We start from the raw sequence: 13396 nt of genomic DNA, 5'->3' as shown, positions 1-13396 counted from the left end.
CCGTGCTACGAACTTTTTCTTCTTTTATTTTTTTACTTTTCCGACACGTCTGGTGGGGGAAGGGAAGAAACGTATTACCTCGTAGCAAACAAAATTCCCAAAAAGCCGCCAGCGTCGCTAGGCGGCTTTTTTTGTACCATTCAGGAGTCGCAAGTGCCTTACAACACCGATGATCTACGTATCCGAGAAATCAAGGAGCTCAGCCCGCCCGCGCACATCATGCGCGAGTTTGCTGCCACCGAAGCAGTCTCGTCGACCGTTTTCGCTGCACGGACGGCTATCCATAATGTCTTGCATGGCACCGATGACCGCCTGGTCGTGGTGATTGGGCCCTGCTCGATTCACAATGTAGATGCCGCCCTGGAATACGCGGGGCGCTTGAAGGCGCAGCGCGATCGTTTCAGCAGCGAGCTCGAAATCATCATGCGCGTATATTTCGAGAAGCCTCGCACGACGGTGGGCTGGAAAGGGTTGATCAACGATCCGGGCTTGGATGGCAGTTTCAACATCAACCTGGGTTTGCGTACGGCACGCGAATTGCTGTTGCAGGTCAATAGCCTGGGTTTGCCTGCTGGCTGCGAGTTCCTTGACATGATTACGCCGCAATATATTGCCGACCTGGTTTCTTGGGGCGCGATTGGCGCCCGTACCACCGAAAGTCAGGTTCACCGCGAGTTGGCGTCGGGGCTGTCGTGCCCGGTAGGTTTCAAGAACGGGACGGACGGCAACATCAAGATTGCTGTTGATGCTATCAAGGCAGCCTCGCAATCTCATCATTTCTTGTCGGTCACCAAAGGTGGGCATTCGGCTATTGTGTCTACGGCGGGCAACGAAGACTGCCACGTCATTTTGCGCGGCGGCAAGCAGCCCAACTACGATGCGGCCAGCGTTGAAGAGACGTCTGCCGTACTGGCCAAGTCGGGCTTGCGTCCGCGCATCATGATTGACGCCAGCCACGCCAACAGCAATAAAGATTACCGCAATCAACCGGCGGTCATCGACGACGTCGCTCGTCAAATGGAAGCCGGCGACGAGCGCCTGTTTGGTGTGATGATCGAAAGCCATCTGGTCGAGGGACGGCAAGATCTGGTGGCCGGGCAGCCCCTGGTCTATGGCCAGAGTATTACCGACGGCTGTGTCGATTGGGACTCCTCCGTGCGCATGCTCGAGCGCCTCGCTATGGCGGTAAAAAAACGTCGCGAGGCTGTCGCTAGCTCACTCGACAGCTAATCAAAGGTTTTATTGCATGTCAGAACAGTCTGCCTCGAAGGGGCGTGTTGTCATCGGTATGTCAGGTGGGGTTGACTCCTCGGTATCTGCCTGGTTGCTTAAGCAGCAAGGCTACGAAGTCGTCGGTCTATTCATGAAAAACTGGGAAGATGACGACGACTCCGAATATTGCTCGTCGCGGCAAGACTGGATCGACGCCGCCAGTGTGGCCGATTTGCTGGGTATTGAAATCGAGGCCGTCAACTTCGCCGCCGAGTACAAAGATAGGGTGTTTGCCGAGTTCTTGCGCGAGTACTCTGCCGGGCGCACGCCTAACCCCGATGTCTTGTGCAACGCCGAAATCAAGTTCAAGGCGTTCCTCGATCATGCCATGTCGTTGGGGGCTGAACGTATTGCCACGGGGCACTACGCGCGCGTTCGCGAGGTGCAGGGTGCCGGCGGCCCGCAGTGGCAGCTGCTTAAGGCGCTCGATCACACCAAAGATCAAAGCTATTTCCTGCATCGTCTGAATCAGGCCCAGTTGTCGAAAACTTTGTTTCCGTTGGGCGAGATCCCTAAAACTCAAGTGCGTGAAATCGCACAGCAGTTGGGCCTGCCTAACGCAGCCAAAAAAGACTCCACCGGCATATGCTTTATAGGTGAGCGTCCATTTCGCGAGTTTCTTAACCGATATTTGCCAACACAGCCGGGCCCTATCAAAACACCCGATGCTAAAACCATCGGACGCCATCAGGGGCTGGCGTTTTATACGCTGGGGCAACGCAAGGGCTTGGGCATTGGCGGTGTTAAGGGGCACCAGAGCGACGATGGTACGGCGCAGGCCTGGTACACCGCACGCAAAGACCTTGAAAACAATGTGTTGTATGTGGTTCAGGGGCATGATCACCCCTGGTTGCTGCAGAGCACCTTGCAGGCGCAAGATGCCAGTTGGGTTGCGGGCCATGCACCCGTAGCCGGTGCTTATGGGGCCAAAACGCGCTACCGGCAGGCCGATGCCGCCTGCGTGCTCAATTCGGCAACCGACGACGGTCGTTTTGAGCTGCATTTTGACGATGCGCAATGGGCGATTACGCCGGGGCAGTCGGCGGTTTTGTACGATGGCGATGTGTGTCTGGGGGGCGGGATCATCCTCTGACGCCGATGTTGGCGTGGTCTGTGTGTCGTGCCGTATGTAAAGTGCCGAACGTTAGAAACGCAAAAGGCCCGGGTAATACCGGGCCTTTTGCGTTTGAGTCGAGCGGTGTTCAGCTTACACCGAGCGTGAAACCTACGAAGGTAATTTGGGGATAGTCGTTGAAAATGACGGCCGCGTCAGGAGTTTTGCGTAAAGTGCAGCCAGATGCGGGTAGGTGTCGCGCCAGTTAAGGTCGGGCATACGGAAGTCGAGAAAACCCAGGGCACAGCCTACTGCAACGTCGGCCAAGCTGAGATTGACCCCCATGCAATAACTATTTGGGCCCAGGCTGCGCTCCATAGAGGCCAGCGCCGATGTGATCTTGCCGCGCTGGCGCTGTATCCAGTCTTCGCTGCGCAGGTGCTCGGGGCGACGCCCCTCGGCCACAATGGTGACGCCCGCATCGAGCAGGCCGTCGGCGATGGCTTCCCAGCACTTGGTGGCCGTGCGATCGCGCCCGGCTTGCGGTAGCAAGCGTCCCACCGGCGAAAGCGTATCGAGGTATTCGACAATGACGCGAGAATCGAAAATGCTGCCGCCGTCGTCGGTGACTAAACAGGGCACTTTGCCCAGCGGGTTGAATTCTTTGATTTTGGTGTCGGCCGCCCAGACATCTTCCAGCACAAGCTCGTAGTCGAGCTTTTTCTCGGCCATGACAATGCGAACTTTGCGTACGTATGGGCTGGTCAGCGAACCGATAAGTTTCATGGCGCAATCTTGAAGTGGAAGGTGCAAAAAGTATATCAGGGATGGGGCTGATGTCAGCCCCTGCAAAGGCCGGATGCCGGGACGACGGCGCTTCGTGACAGATTCTGTGCCTTATATCCCACAATAAAGGGTGGGTGGTAAAATCCCGGCTTGTTTTTTTCTTCGTGAGTCGTAATGCAAATCGCCGATCAACTTAGTCAATTGAATGCGCTGTCGCCGCTTGATGGCCGCTATGCCGCCAAAGGTAACCCGTTGCGCGCCACCCTGTCCGAGGCCGGCTTTATGGCGCATCGGGTCGAGGTCGAGGTGGCCTGGCTGATTGGCTTGTCAGACGCCGGTTTGCCCGAGCTACCCAAGTTTAGCGAAGCGGCCCGCGCGCAGCTCAAGGCGTTGGTTGACAACTTTTCTGAAGCCGACGCTGCACGTATCAAGGACATTGAAAGGGTCACCAACCACGACGTCAAAGCCGTTGAGTACTGGATGAAAGAGCAAGTAGAGGGCGATGCCGAGTTGGCCAAAGCCGCCGAGTTCATCCATTTTGCCTGCACGTCTGAAGACATCAACAACACATCGCATGCCCTGATGCTGTCACGTGCGCGCGATGGTTTCTTGTTGCCTCGGCTTACCGAGCTTGCTGCGAAGTTGCGCGAGCTTGCCCATACCTATGCCGATCAGCCTTTATTGTCGCGCACCCACGGGCAGCCAGCCAGCCCCAGCACCATGGGCAAAGAATTCGCAAACGTTGTAGCCCGTCTCGATCGCGCCATTGCTGCAGTCGCTGCTGTTCAGCCGCTGGCTAAACTTAATGGTGCTACCGGTAACTACAACGCACACATTTCGGCGTACCCCGAAATCGACTGGCCGGCTTTCAGTGCCGGCGTACTGAGTGGGCTCGGCCTTGAGCAAAATCCGTACTCCATCCAGATCGAGCCGCACGACTGGATGGCGGCGCTGTTCGATGCCGTCGCTCGGGCCAACACCATCATTCTCGACCTCAATCGCGACATCTGGGGGTATATCTCGCTAGGGTATTTCAAGCAGCGTCTCAAAGAGGGCGAGGTCGGATCTTCGACCATGCCGCATAAGGTTAATCCCATCGACTTCGAAAATTCCGAGGGCAATATCGGGTTAGCCAACGCCGTGTTACGCCATTTGTCCGAAAAGCTGCCGGTTTCGCGTTGGCAACGCGACCTGACCGACTCGACTGTGTTGCGCAATCTTGGGGTGGGTTTTGGTTACTGCGCTGTGGCCTGGGATGCCTGCCTGCGTGGGCTGAATAAGCTCGAGCTCAACGCTGCGGCCATCGACGCTGATATTGATAATTGCTGGGAAGTTTTGGCCGAACCGGTCCAAACGGTGATGCGCCGCTACGGTCTGCCTCAGCCCTACGAGCAATTGAAGGCGCTTACTCGCGGCAAGGGTATTAACCAGCAGGGGCTGACCGAATTTATTCAGGGCCTTGATTTACCTGCCGAGCCCAAGGCCCGTTTGCTGGCCATGACACCGCGTTCATACGTGGGCCTGGCTGCCGAATTGGCGCGCAAAATTTAAGTTTGGCTTCAGTAGTGCGCAATGCCCCCGCTTGGGGGCATTTTTATTTTTAGTTCACGCTTTGCGAACTTTGCATTTGGGCCTGTGCCGCCAGGATTTTTTCCTCTAGCTCGGGCGATGTTTTTAACGCAAGCATGGGCGTTGATTCGCCGTCACTGTCGTCTTGTTCAAGTTCTAACGTAATGCTTTGGCCTTCGAATGCAGCCGGGTTGGCCTGTATTTGCACATATTGCTTGAGCAGACGATCGACGGCCTTTTGTGCCTCGGTCAGTTGAATACCAAGGCTTGATTCTGCATGCAGACGGAATTGTTGTTCGATGGTCTTGGCCAGATCCCAGCTGAAAAACAGCAAGGCCTTGTCGCCAAAGCATTCGGGGTGCAAAAAACCCCAGTTCTCGGTTTGTGTCTGATTCAAAATTGCACACGCTGTAGTAAAGATTGCCAACGCTCATTGTAGCGGTTGGTACGAGGGAGCGCCTTGTCAGCGCAGGGCCATCCAGGCCAGGGCGGCAAGCAACAGCCCGAAATACACGACAATGCCGATGACCAGACTGGTCATGACAATATTGAGTTTTTGTCTGAAAGAAAGGCGGCCTGGGCTGCTGTTCTGTTTTCTTAAGTGCCAGCCAATGGTTAGGGCCATTGAAAGAATACTGACCAGAATAATTGCGATTTTCATACCGCTATTCTAGTCGCGGGGGGATTGTGGTGGTCAAGTTGTGTGGCAGCCACAAAGGCTGCCACACCCGGTGTTGTCAGTAAATGGGAATGCGATTCAGGCTGGCGGCCAGCTCTGTAAATGCTTCGTTGCAACGGCCGGGATAGCGGTCGCTGCTACCGGCATCGTTCAGCTTGGTTTGAAGCGCCGCAATTGCGTGCTGACGTTTGTCTTCGGGGGTATCGGCAATCGCTTCGTGGAAGCTGGCCGAAAAATCATCGGCCATGCCGGTCAAGTCGGCAAAGATCAGGCCGTCGGTGTCGTAGTGGCGCGCAATTTTAAGGGCACGCCCCCAGAACAGGTCGAGAGTTTCATTCATGGTTTGTCTCCTGTGCAGTTGGCACGACGGTATGCCGATCGGCAAATCGCCGTGTGCAACTTAAAGGCTTTTGGACGACCAGGAAGTGCAGGCTTTTGGATATTGATTATGGGTAGCCGGTGGCACGTGGGTCGCAGCGGATGAAACGACTTCTGGTCAGGCAACTGAAGGGTAGCAAAATCGTTCTTGCTTGTGTGTTGCCAAATGTAATGTTTCGTGGCGGATACTTTTGCCTCGTATTACGGGCCATTCCGACGTTGATTTTGTATGGCTGATAAAAATTAAGTAACTGAAAAATAACAATTTTTTATTATTTTTTAGTTGTGCCGACGCGGGTCGAATCAAGCCATGCGTACAACCCGGGCTTTTTGAGACCTCGCCCAGGCGGCAGCATACGCCTATGTTCAATGGGGGTGTTCCCCGGGTAGGAGTAGCCTGAATGGGAAAGAAGCGAACCTTGTATTTGCCGATGCTGCTGCTGGCTGGGTGCGCCCAGTTTCCTGACCTGCAAACGGCATTTAAGTCGCTTGAGCCGACCGGTGCACAGGATACTGCCGTCGTGGCCAGGGGGCAGTTTCATTTTGGTTGGGCGTTGTCGGGGGACCGCAATATTGCGCCCTTGCAGGTATTCGATAACGGCAGCAATGTCTGGCTGCAGTTTGGTGCCGGGAGCCCGGTACCTGCATTGTTTGCTCGCTCTCTTAAACAGGCACTGCAACACGGCGTCGTCGGCGATCGTTTGTTAACACCCCGGCGCCAGGGCGATTACCTCGTCATTGACGAAGTGCCGGCGTTGTTGGTGATTCGTGGCGGGCATTTGCAAGCTTTTGCTCGTCGAGATGACGATAGGGCAACGTCGGCAGGTGTCGAAGCGATCGTCGATGGCGACGACGCGGGTCATTCGGTTGCGCATGGTGCGCCATTACCGCCGCCTATGCCTATACCCCCGCCATTGCCGCTTACGCCTCCTGTATCGCCGCCGCCCAAGCCGCCCCAGCAACCGCCCGTGGCGTCTCAGCTCGAACCAGGGTCGGGCCCGGCAACCTCGTTTTCCCCGGCGTTTGTCGTGGGGCGATCCGACGGCACGCTGCGCCAGGCCCTGGCGCGTTGGGCTGCGCAGGCGGGTTGGGACTTCGCCCCAGAGCACTGGATGGTAGATGTCGATATACCGATTACTGGCTCGGCAAGTTTTGATGTGCCGTTTGTCGAAGCGGTGCAGGCTTTGGTTGGCAGCACAGAACTAGCGGTTAAGCCGTTGCAGCCGTGCTTCTACTCCAATCGTGTACTGCGCATCGTGCCTTACGCGCAGGCCTGTGATCGTACCCGTGCGGCGGCAGGGCAATCATGATCTGGCTCAAGTTTGCTGCGGTGTTGGCCTTCGGGGCGCTGCTTGCCGGATGCGCGCTGCAAGAAAGGTTACGCGAGATATCACAGCGTGTTGTAGAGGCGGGCGACAGCATCGACCAGCGACAACGCGCGTTTGCCGCGCAACTGAGCGACGCCGATGTGCGCCGCTCGGCTCAGCATGTCGATCGTCCGTGGTTGGTGGGTAAACCGCTGCCGCTTTCCCGCGAGTTAACCTTGCCGGTGGCATTGCGGGCCAACGTTAAAACCACGCTTATCTTCACCGCCGAGCCGCGACCTTTGCCGGTGATCGCGCGTCGGATCACCGCCGCGACCGGGATTCCTGTGCATGTACGACCCGAAGCGCTCTGGTCGCTTGACCGGTTTTCACCGCGTTTGGCCGGTAGCGATGCAGCGGGTCAGTCGGTCGTGGTGCTCCCTGAGTCCTCAATGCGTCTGGATGGCGAGGCACAGCCGTTGTCAGCCATTCTTGACAGCGTTGCCGCCACACTCGGGGTGTATTGGCGCTATGCGCAGGGCCGTATTGAGTTTTATCGAACCGAGACGCGGGTATTCAACATCCGCGCGTTGACGCAGGCGGCTCAGTCCGAGGCGTCTTTGGGGGCCAACCGAAGTGGTCAGGATCAGGGCTTTTCCAGCACTTCAAGCACACGGCTGCAAAGCGAGCAAATTGGTGTGATGGACGTCGTGAAGGCGCGTCTCGAGCCCTTTTTGAGCCGTGCCGGCGTTGCTGTAGCACAAGAGGGCGCCAGCGCGCTGGTGGTGGTCACCGATACACCCGAAGTATTGCAGCGCATTGCCGCTTATCTTGATCAGGAGAATCTGGCGCTGACCCGTCGTATCAGATTGGTCTTTGAAGAGATAACGCTGGTCACCAAAGAGACGGCAGAAGCCGGGATGGACTGGGATCTGGTCTTTACGAGTGCCCGAATGGCGGCGACAGTCGCTTCTGCTGGCTCTGTTGTGACCGACGCGGCCAGCCTGGGGGTGTCGCTTGCCGAAGGGCCGTTCAAAGGTTCCGAGGCCATGATCAGGGCGCTTGGTCAGGTGGGGCAGGTAGTCAGACGCAGCAGCGTTCCGGTGTTGACACTGAATCGACGTCCGGTCACGCATGCGGTGCGTACGACGTTCTCTTATATCGACAAAGTTCAAACCACGGCCTTGGGGCAGGGGTTAGAAAGCAGTTTACCCACGGTGTCGGTCAGTCAGAAAGAAGAAACGGTGGGTTCGTTATTGACCTTGATCCCTGATGCGCAGGAAAACGGTCAGATTTTATTGTCATTGGCCTACGACAACACTGTGGCGCAACCCATCAAGTCCGTCACGTTCGGCGACGCACGCAATCCCTTGCAGCTGCAGCAGGTCACCATTGATGGAAACGGTACGGTTCAGCAACTTGTTTTGCAGCCAGGGCAGCCTTTGCTGGTGTCGGGTTTTGATCGGGGGCAGCACGAGCTCGATACACGTCGACTTAATCCGGGTATGCCGATGTTGCTTGGGGGTAGCGACCGTGCCGCGCAACAGCAGATCAAAACGGTCATAGTCATTACGGCGCAAGTCGAGGAGGGGTTCTAGCCATGGCTGACGACACAGTGTGGTGTGAGCGCTGGGATGGAAAAAATCTGGTGTTTGGCCTGGATTGGCTGCCGTTGCTTGGGGTGCATACCCGTAAGCAGGTTATGGCAAAGGCCAGGAGATATCGTGCGACTCATTGCGTGACGCCGTCCGAGCACGCGGCAGCTATGGGGTTGATTCAGTTCTCGCGTACTGAGGCGCCTCATCGCGAACCGCATTACTCCGCGGCCCAGATAGTCGCCGGTATGTATCCCTCTGGAACGGTAGCGGTGTCCATTGCCCTACAGCCTGGCCGGTACTGGCTTGTGGCGGTGCACGAGGGCGCTGTCATAGCGCGTACCGACATATTGCTGGGGTCGTCCCAACAGGTCATTGGTTTGCTTGATGAGTTGCGTCTGGCCTACGCACATATCCGGCATTTCGATCCATCCGGCGAAAAATCGGGGGCGCCGGATCTGGAGGCCTTGGCCGTCGCTGCCGATGATAGGGCTTTGCTGTGGCGTATTTCTGCCCGTTGGGTGCCAAAAAGTCTTTCTGCCTTGGCCGTTGCCGTTAGCGTCGTGGCGGTTGGTGTTGCCTTTGCCGCCAGCGCGGCAGGTCGCTGGTTGTCTGGCCAACCTGTGCCTGGCCCTGTGTCTGCACAGGCGGCCATGCATGCCTGGGTGTCGGCCAGGTCAGCAGCCACCGCCTTGGTGCGGGTGCATGGTGTCGACGGCATGCGGCAGTTGTTGTCCTCTTTGTATCGCGTGCCTGTACAGGTCAGTGGCTGGCACCTCGTCAACGTCCTGTGCAAGCCGCTCTCCAGCACCTGGCGCTGCACAGCGTCATTGCGTCGCGGCAGTGATCATGCCAGTAACCAGCGGTTGATGGCTTCGGCCCCCACCGGTTGGGCATTGCGTTTTTTGTCGGTGGACGATGTCGAGGCAGAGTGGGTTGTCGTCGATGCCGCGATACCGCTTGCAGACGCTGTTTTGAACGACGGCCTATGGGGAGATAAATATTGGCTGAGCAGTCTGCAGCACATCAGCCGGGCTTTCGTCACTCTGAAGGCCTCGCCCGCAGTGGTTCACAAGTTTGCTGGGCCCGTCGATGCGCAAGGTGTGCCTGTACCCAGGCCAGAGGCGTTTCGGGGTTATCAGGTGCGATCGCTGCTGGTTGAGGGGCCTCTTCGATCTTATAGCTTGCTTTTGCCCAATCTTACCGGCGTCCGATGGCAGCAGGTGGTACTGACTTTCAAATCATCTGAGCTGTCGACGTTACGGCAAAGTCGGCTTCATCTGTCGGCAAAAGGGGAGCGCTATGAGTGGCAGAGTTGAGCGCGTTTTGCGTCGTCCCTATGTGTTTGTTGTAGTTCGCCGGCCGTTACGCGTGTTAATACGCAGTCTGTGCGGGCTGATGTTTATTGCCGTGCCGACGGTCGCTGCACCGTCATCGTCTATCCAACCAGCACTATCCGACGAACCGTCATCCTCTGCGGCAGATCTTGATCACCTTGCGGACGACCAGATGTTGGTGCGCGAGTTGATGCGGGCTGAAGCTGTGAAGGCACTGAGCGCAATGTCTGACGAGCGGCTCGCCTCGCGTCGGGCCCCGCAAGGCCGACCACTTGACCCCGACCTAACGCCGCCCTCGATGGCCCGGCCGGTGTTGAAAGGCATTTACGGTGTCGGCAAGCGCTTGCTGGCCGAAGTTCAATGGCAGGGCCACACTTACGTTTACTTGAACGGACGCGCATTGCCGCTCGGGCGTGTGGCTGACCCCAATGGCTACTTGCTTCAAGGGATTCAGTCGCGTTGCGTGCAGTTGGTCCGGGGCGATTCCCAGCTCACGCTGTGTCTCGATCAAGACGGGGCGGAGAAAGGCTGATGAAGCGATCTTCCTGGCGTCTCGATCTACGCTTTCCTCGTCATCGTGTCAGTGATGTCTTGCCGGACGACGAGCGTTTTGATTACGCCGATGCTGTCGTGGTGTCTTCTGCCGATGAACTTCATGTGATCCAGCCGCCTATCCGCCGTTCGCTGAGCAATGAGTTGGGTGTTGAGGCCCTGGCTGCAAGGCTGTGTCCGGTTCAGCTCACTGATGAAAGTGTTGCCATACTGGCGTTGGCTGAGCACGTCGGCGGGGATCAGGCCGACGAGTTGGCCAGGCAATTGCGCGGCCGCGGCTTCCGGATGGCGTCGCCGCAACGTTATGTTCTTGCCGCGCCTCTGTTGTTGTCCATCGCGCGTCATCAACTTGCCGGTTCCGGCGGTCTGGTCTTGCTTGACGCGAGTTCATCGGGGTCGGCGCTGGCTGCGGCTTTTCAAGACATGGTCGAGTGGGGTGTAAGACATGGCGCAAGCGATATTCATCTAAATGTTCACTACGACCAGCCCGATTCCGAGGTGCGTTTCACCATACAGGGTCGCTATGTTGCACCCGACCGGTTTCGACGAATCCCAACGGCTACGTTAAACGAAATGCTCGCCGTGATCTGGATGGATATTCGTGGCGGCAATGGCGCTGTATTCGACCCCACCAGTGAGCAGCAAGGTGCTTTGGTCCGTCAGGTTGATGGTCGAGGTATTTTGCTGCGCTGGGCGTCTCTGGCGGCCGAGCGCGGGCCCAGCGTTTGTCTGCGTTTACTCGATCGGTCTCGGGCGCACGAGCAGCAAGACCTCGAGCAGCTGGGCTATTTGCCTGTGCAGGCGGGTTTGATTCGCCAGGCGGTAGAAACGGAGGGCGGGGCCGTTGTTTTCGCCGGCACGGTGGGGTCGGGTAAGTCAACTTCGATGGCGGCCCAGATTGCTGCCTTGCCGCCTGACCGAAAAGTCATGACGCTGGAGGATCCGGTGGAGTATCTCATTCCGGGGGCGGTGCAGAATACGATCAGTCGCGATCCTGCCCGCGAGCGACACGATGGATTTGCGGCCAAGTTGCGTGCGCTTAAGCGCTCCGCCATGAACGATGTACTGCTTGGCGAAGTGCGCGATCGAGAAACGGGTGAAGCTTTTATGGATCTGGCCAGTTCCGGGGTAAGCGTTTATACGACAACGCACGCACCTTCGGCATTCCTGGTTTCTGATCGGCTGGCTTCAAGTGTTATTGGCGTTGCACGCGATTTTCTAGCCACGCCGGGCATGCTCAAGTTGGTCGTGCACCAGGTGCTGATGCCCAAGTTGTGCAGCCGATGCGCCGTGCCGGCCCAGGCGGTATGTCGGCGACTCAACGGTGCGCTCACGACCGAGGGTTTGCTTGCGCAACTTTGCGAGCTGCCCGGTATTGATATTAGGGGGGTCAGGTTTCGTAACCCGGAAGGCTGTCCTGACTGCCGCGGGCTGGGAAATTCTGCGCTATCGGGGTACGCGGGGCGCACGGTGGTGGCCGAATGTTTTATTCCGGAACAGTTTCCAGGTTATCTGGCCGCCGTACGCCGAAATACAGTTGGGGAGTTTCTATATTCGAACTTGGCCGGGGCCGATTCGTCGGTGGGCTTTGTATCGTTTTTCGTTTGTGCTGCGCAAAAAGCGGCACGAGGTGAAATCGATCCTTTTGATGCGCAAGTCAGGTACCAAGTCTTCTCGCGTCGTACTCAAAGCCCTCATTGGCCCTTGAATAAGGGTACGCCATGAATCATTCTCCTCGCTGGCTCATATCCTGGCGCAGCGTCGCCGTTCACGCCTTTGACGGCTGGCGCTTCCGTCGTCAGCGGGCCGACTACTACGACTATCTATCCGGTTTCATGAGGTCGGTTGGCGGTGCGCGCACACTTAAAGACATATTTAGTCACGATGCGCAGCGCTATGGCATGAAAACCACGCGCGGGCGTCTCTCGGCGCAATGGGCAGTGGCTTATCCGATGTCCGGCGGCGATTTGCATGCCACCTGGCGGGGTGTGCTGCCCGACGATGAGCTGGTGATTGTGCGCGTGGCCCAGCTGGCCGGTAACGTTGCCCTTATTGACACCCTGCGCGACTTGGCAGCGGTCCAGCGGCTGGTCGCTAAAGCGCGTGAGGTTTTGGTCAGCACCGTCAGCGTGGCTGTCATTGCCTTGCTGGTCTGGGTCGTCATGATGTTGCTCGTTCCGCTATTTACGGTACCCAGGCTGGCCAGTGTGTTCGGCATGTTGCCGTTTGAGTATTACGGCTCGGTAACGCGACAGCTGTTTGCTTTCTCCAGTTTCAGTGGGCGGTGGTGGGGCTGGGTCATGGCTGGTGTTCTGGGCGCGGTTATCTGGATGGGCTGGTCATTCTCTAATCTCGTGGGGCCTCTCAGGCATTGGCTGGATCGTTTCCTGATCTGGCGTCTATACCGTTGCGTGGCGACGGTGCGCATGTTGTCCGTACTTCATGTGGTTCTGGCCCGTCACGAGGGGGAGTCCACACAGTTGCGCAGCGCACTCATCATGTTGCGCCGCGGGGCCAATCGTTGGCAAGCCTGGCATCTGGACCAGATGATCAGGCATATCGATCAAGGCTGGGTGGGCGCCAGAACATTCGATACCGGCTTGTTCGATAGGCCGCTTTATTGGTATTTGCAGGACATGATCCTGGTTCGCGGCTTGGTAGAGGGCCTGTACATCACCAAAGAGCGAATGAGTACGCAAATACTGCAAGTTGTATTCCGGCAAGCGGCGCTGGCCCGTTGGGTCATGCTGTTGTGGTGTGTCGGCGCAATGCTGGGCTTAGGTATTTGGCATTACGTGGCTATCGACGAATTGCGTCGCGGCTTGATGATTTTTTACGCCGGCCAATAGCGGGCGGCATTTTAAAGGGGT

General features: G+C 57.4%; 13 protein-coding genes. 9 read left to right on the top strand and 4 right to left on the bottom strand.

The features are described 5' to 3' along the window. Positions 1-153: 153 nt before the first annotated feature. Both aroG and mnmA read left to right on the top strand, forming a co-directional pair. Positions 154-1230, top strand: a complete 1077-nt coding sequence (aroG, locus tag PuT2_RS12580; RefSeq protein ID WP_093971332.1) for a 3-deoxy-7-phosphoheptulonate synthase AroG — start codon at positions 154-156, stop codon at positions 1228-1230. A 16-nt stretch (positions 1231-1246) separates the two neighbouring features. Beyond that, a complete protein-coding gene (mnmA, locus tag PuT2_RS12575; protein WP_093971331.1) occupies positions 1247-2365 on the top strand; it encodes a tRNA 2-thiouridine(34) synthase MnmA in 1119 nt (372 codons plus the stop codon). Positions 2366-2497: 132 nt separating this feature from the next. Here the strand turns inward: mnmA and PuT2_RS12570 are convergent, their stop codons facing one another. Continuing rightward, the gene (locus tag PuT2_RS12570; protein WP_093971330.1) at positions 2498-3112 is read right to left on the bottom strand and encodes a glutathione S-transferase; all 615 of its coding nucleotides are present in this window, start codon (positions 3110-3112) and stop codon (positions 2498-2500) included. A 174-nt stretch (positions 3113-3286) separates the two neighbouring features. Between PuT2_RS12570 and purB the strand changes: the two genes are divergently transcribed. Beyond that, on the top strand, positions 3287-4663 hold the full coding sequence (gene purB / locus PuT2_RS12565; RefSeq protein WP_093971329.1) for an adenylosuccinate lyase: 1377 nt from the start codon (positions 3287-3289) through the stop codon (positions 4661-4663). Between the two features lie 49 nt (positions 4664-4712). Here purB and PuT2_RS12560 read toward each other — a convergent pair whose 3' ends face one another. The 3 genes from PuT2_RS12560 to PuT2_RS12550 form a co-directional block, all read right to left on the bottom strand. Beyond that, a complete protein-coding gene (locus PuT2_RS12560; RefSeq protein ID WP_093971367.1) occupies positions 4713-5078 on the bottom strand; it encodes a hypothetical protein in 366 nt (121 codons plus the stop codon). A 66-nt stretch (positions 5079-5144) separates the two neighbouring features. Next, positions 5145-5342: a hypothetical protein gene (locus tag PuT2_RS12555; RefSeq protein ID WP_093971328.1), complete on the bottom strand. Its 198-nt coding sequence runs from the start codon at positions 5340-5342 to the stop codon at positions 5145-5147. Between the two features lie 76 nt (positions 5343-5418). Then, positions 5419-5700, bottom strand: coding sequence for a hypothetical protein (locus PuT2_RS12550; protein ID WP_093971327.1), 282 nt, complete (start codon positions 5698-5700; stop codon positions 5419-5421). A 439-nt stretch (positions 5701-6139) separates the two neighbouring features. Between PuT2_RS12550 and PuT2_RS15855 the strand changes: the two genes are divergently transcribed. Genes PuT2_RS15855 through PuT2_RS12520 form a run of 6 tightly spaced genes read left to right on the top strand, consistent with a single transcriptional unit; the run spans position 6140 to position 13375 of the window. Next, positions 6140-7048, top strand: coding sequence for a TcpQ domain-containing protein (locus PuT2_RS15855; RefSeq protein WP_093971326.1), 909 nt, complete (start codon positions 6140-6142; stop codon positions 7046-7048). Further along, the gene (locus PuT2_RS12540; protein ID WP_093971325.1) at positions 7045-8640 is read left to right on the top strand and encodes a hypothetical protein; all 1596 of its coding nucleotides are present in this window, start codon (positions 7045-7047) and stop codon (positions 8638-8640) included. The genes PuT2_RS15855 and PuT2_RS12540 overlap by 4 nt, the downstream gene beginning before the upstream one ends. Positions 8641-8642: 2 nt before the next feature. Further along, positions 8643-9956: a type 4b pilus protein PilO2 gene (locus PuT2_RS12535; RefSeq protein ID WP_093971324.1), complete on the top strand. Its 1314-nt coding sequence runs from the start codon at positions 8643-8645 to the stop codon at positions 9954-9956. Next, entirely contained in the window at positions 9940-10506 is a 567-nt protein-coding gene (locus tag PuT2_RS12530) for a hypothetical protein (protein WP_093971323.1), read from the top strand. Before PuT2_RS12535 ends, PuT2_RS12530 begins: the two co-directional genes overlap by 17 nt. Then, positions 10506-12251 (top strand): GspE/PulE family protein, encoded by a 1746-nt coding sequence (locus PuT2_RS12525; protein WP_093971322.1) that lies wholly within the window; start codon positions 10506-10508, stop codon positions 12249-12251. The genes PuT2_RS12530 and PuT2_RS12525 overlap by 1 nt, the downstream gene beginning before the upstream one ends. Beyond that, positions 12248-13375 carry a hypothetical protein gene (locus tag PuT2_RS12520; protein ID WP_093971321.1) on the top strand — a complete coding sequence of 376 codons (1128 nt, stop codon included), beginning with the start codon at positions 12248-12250 and terminating at the stop codon, positions 13373-13375. The genes PuT2_RS12525 and PuT2_RS12520 overlap by 4 nt, the downstream gene beginning before the upstream one ends. The last annotated feature ends 21 nt before the right edge of the window (positions 13376-13396 follow it).

It is taken from the genome of Pusillimonas sp. T2 (assembly GCF_002236805.1).
Classification (GTDB): Bacteria; Pseudomonadota; Gammaproteobacteria; order Burkholderiales; family Burkholderiaceae_B; genus Neopusillimonas.
This window is presented reverse-complemented; position numbering and strand designations above follow the sequence as displayed.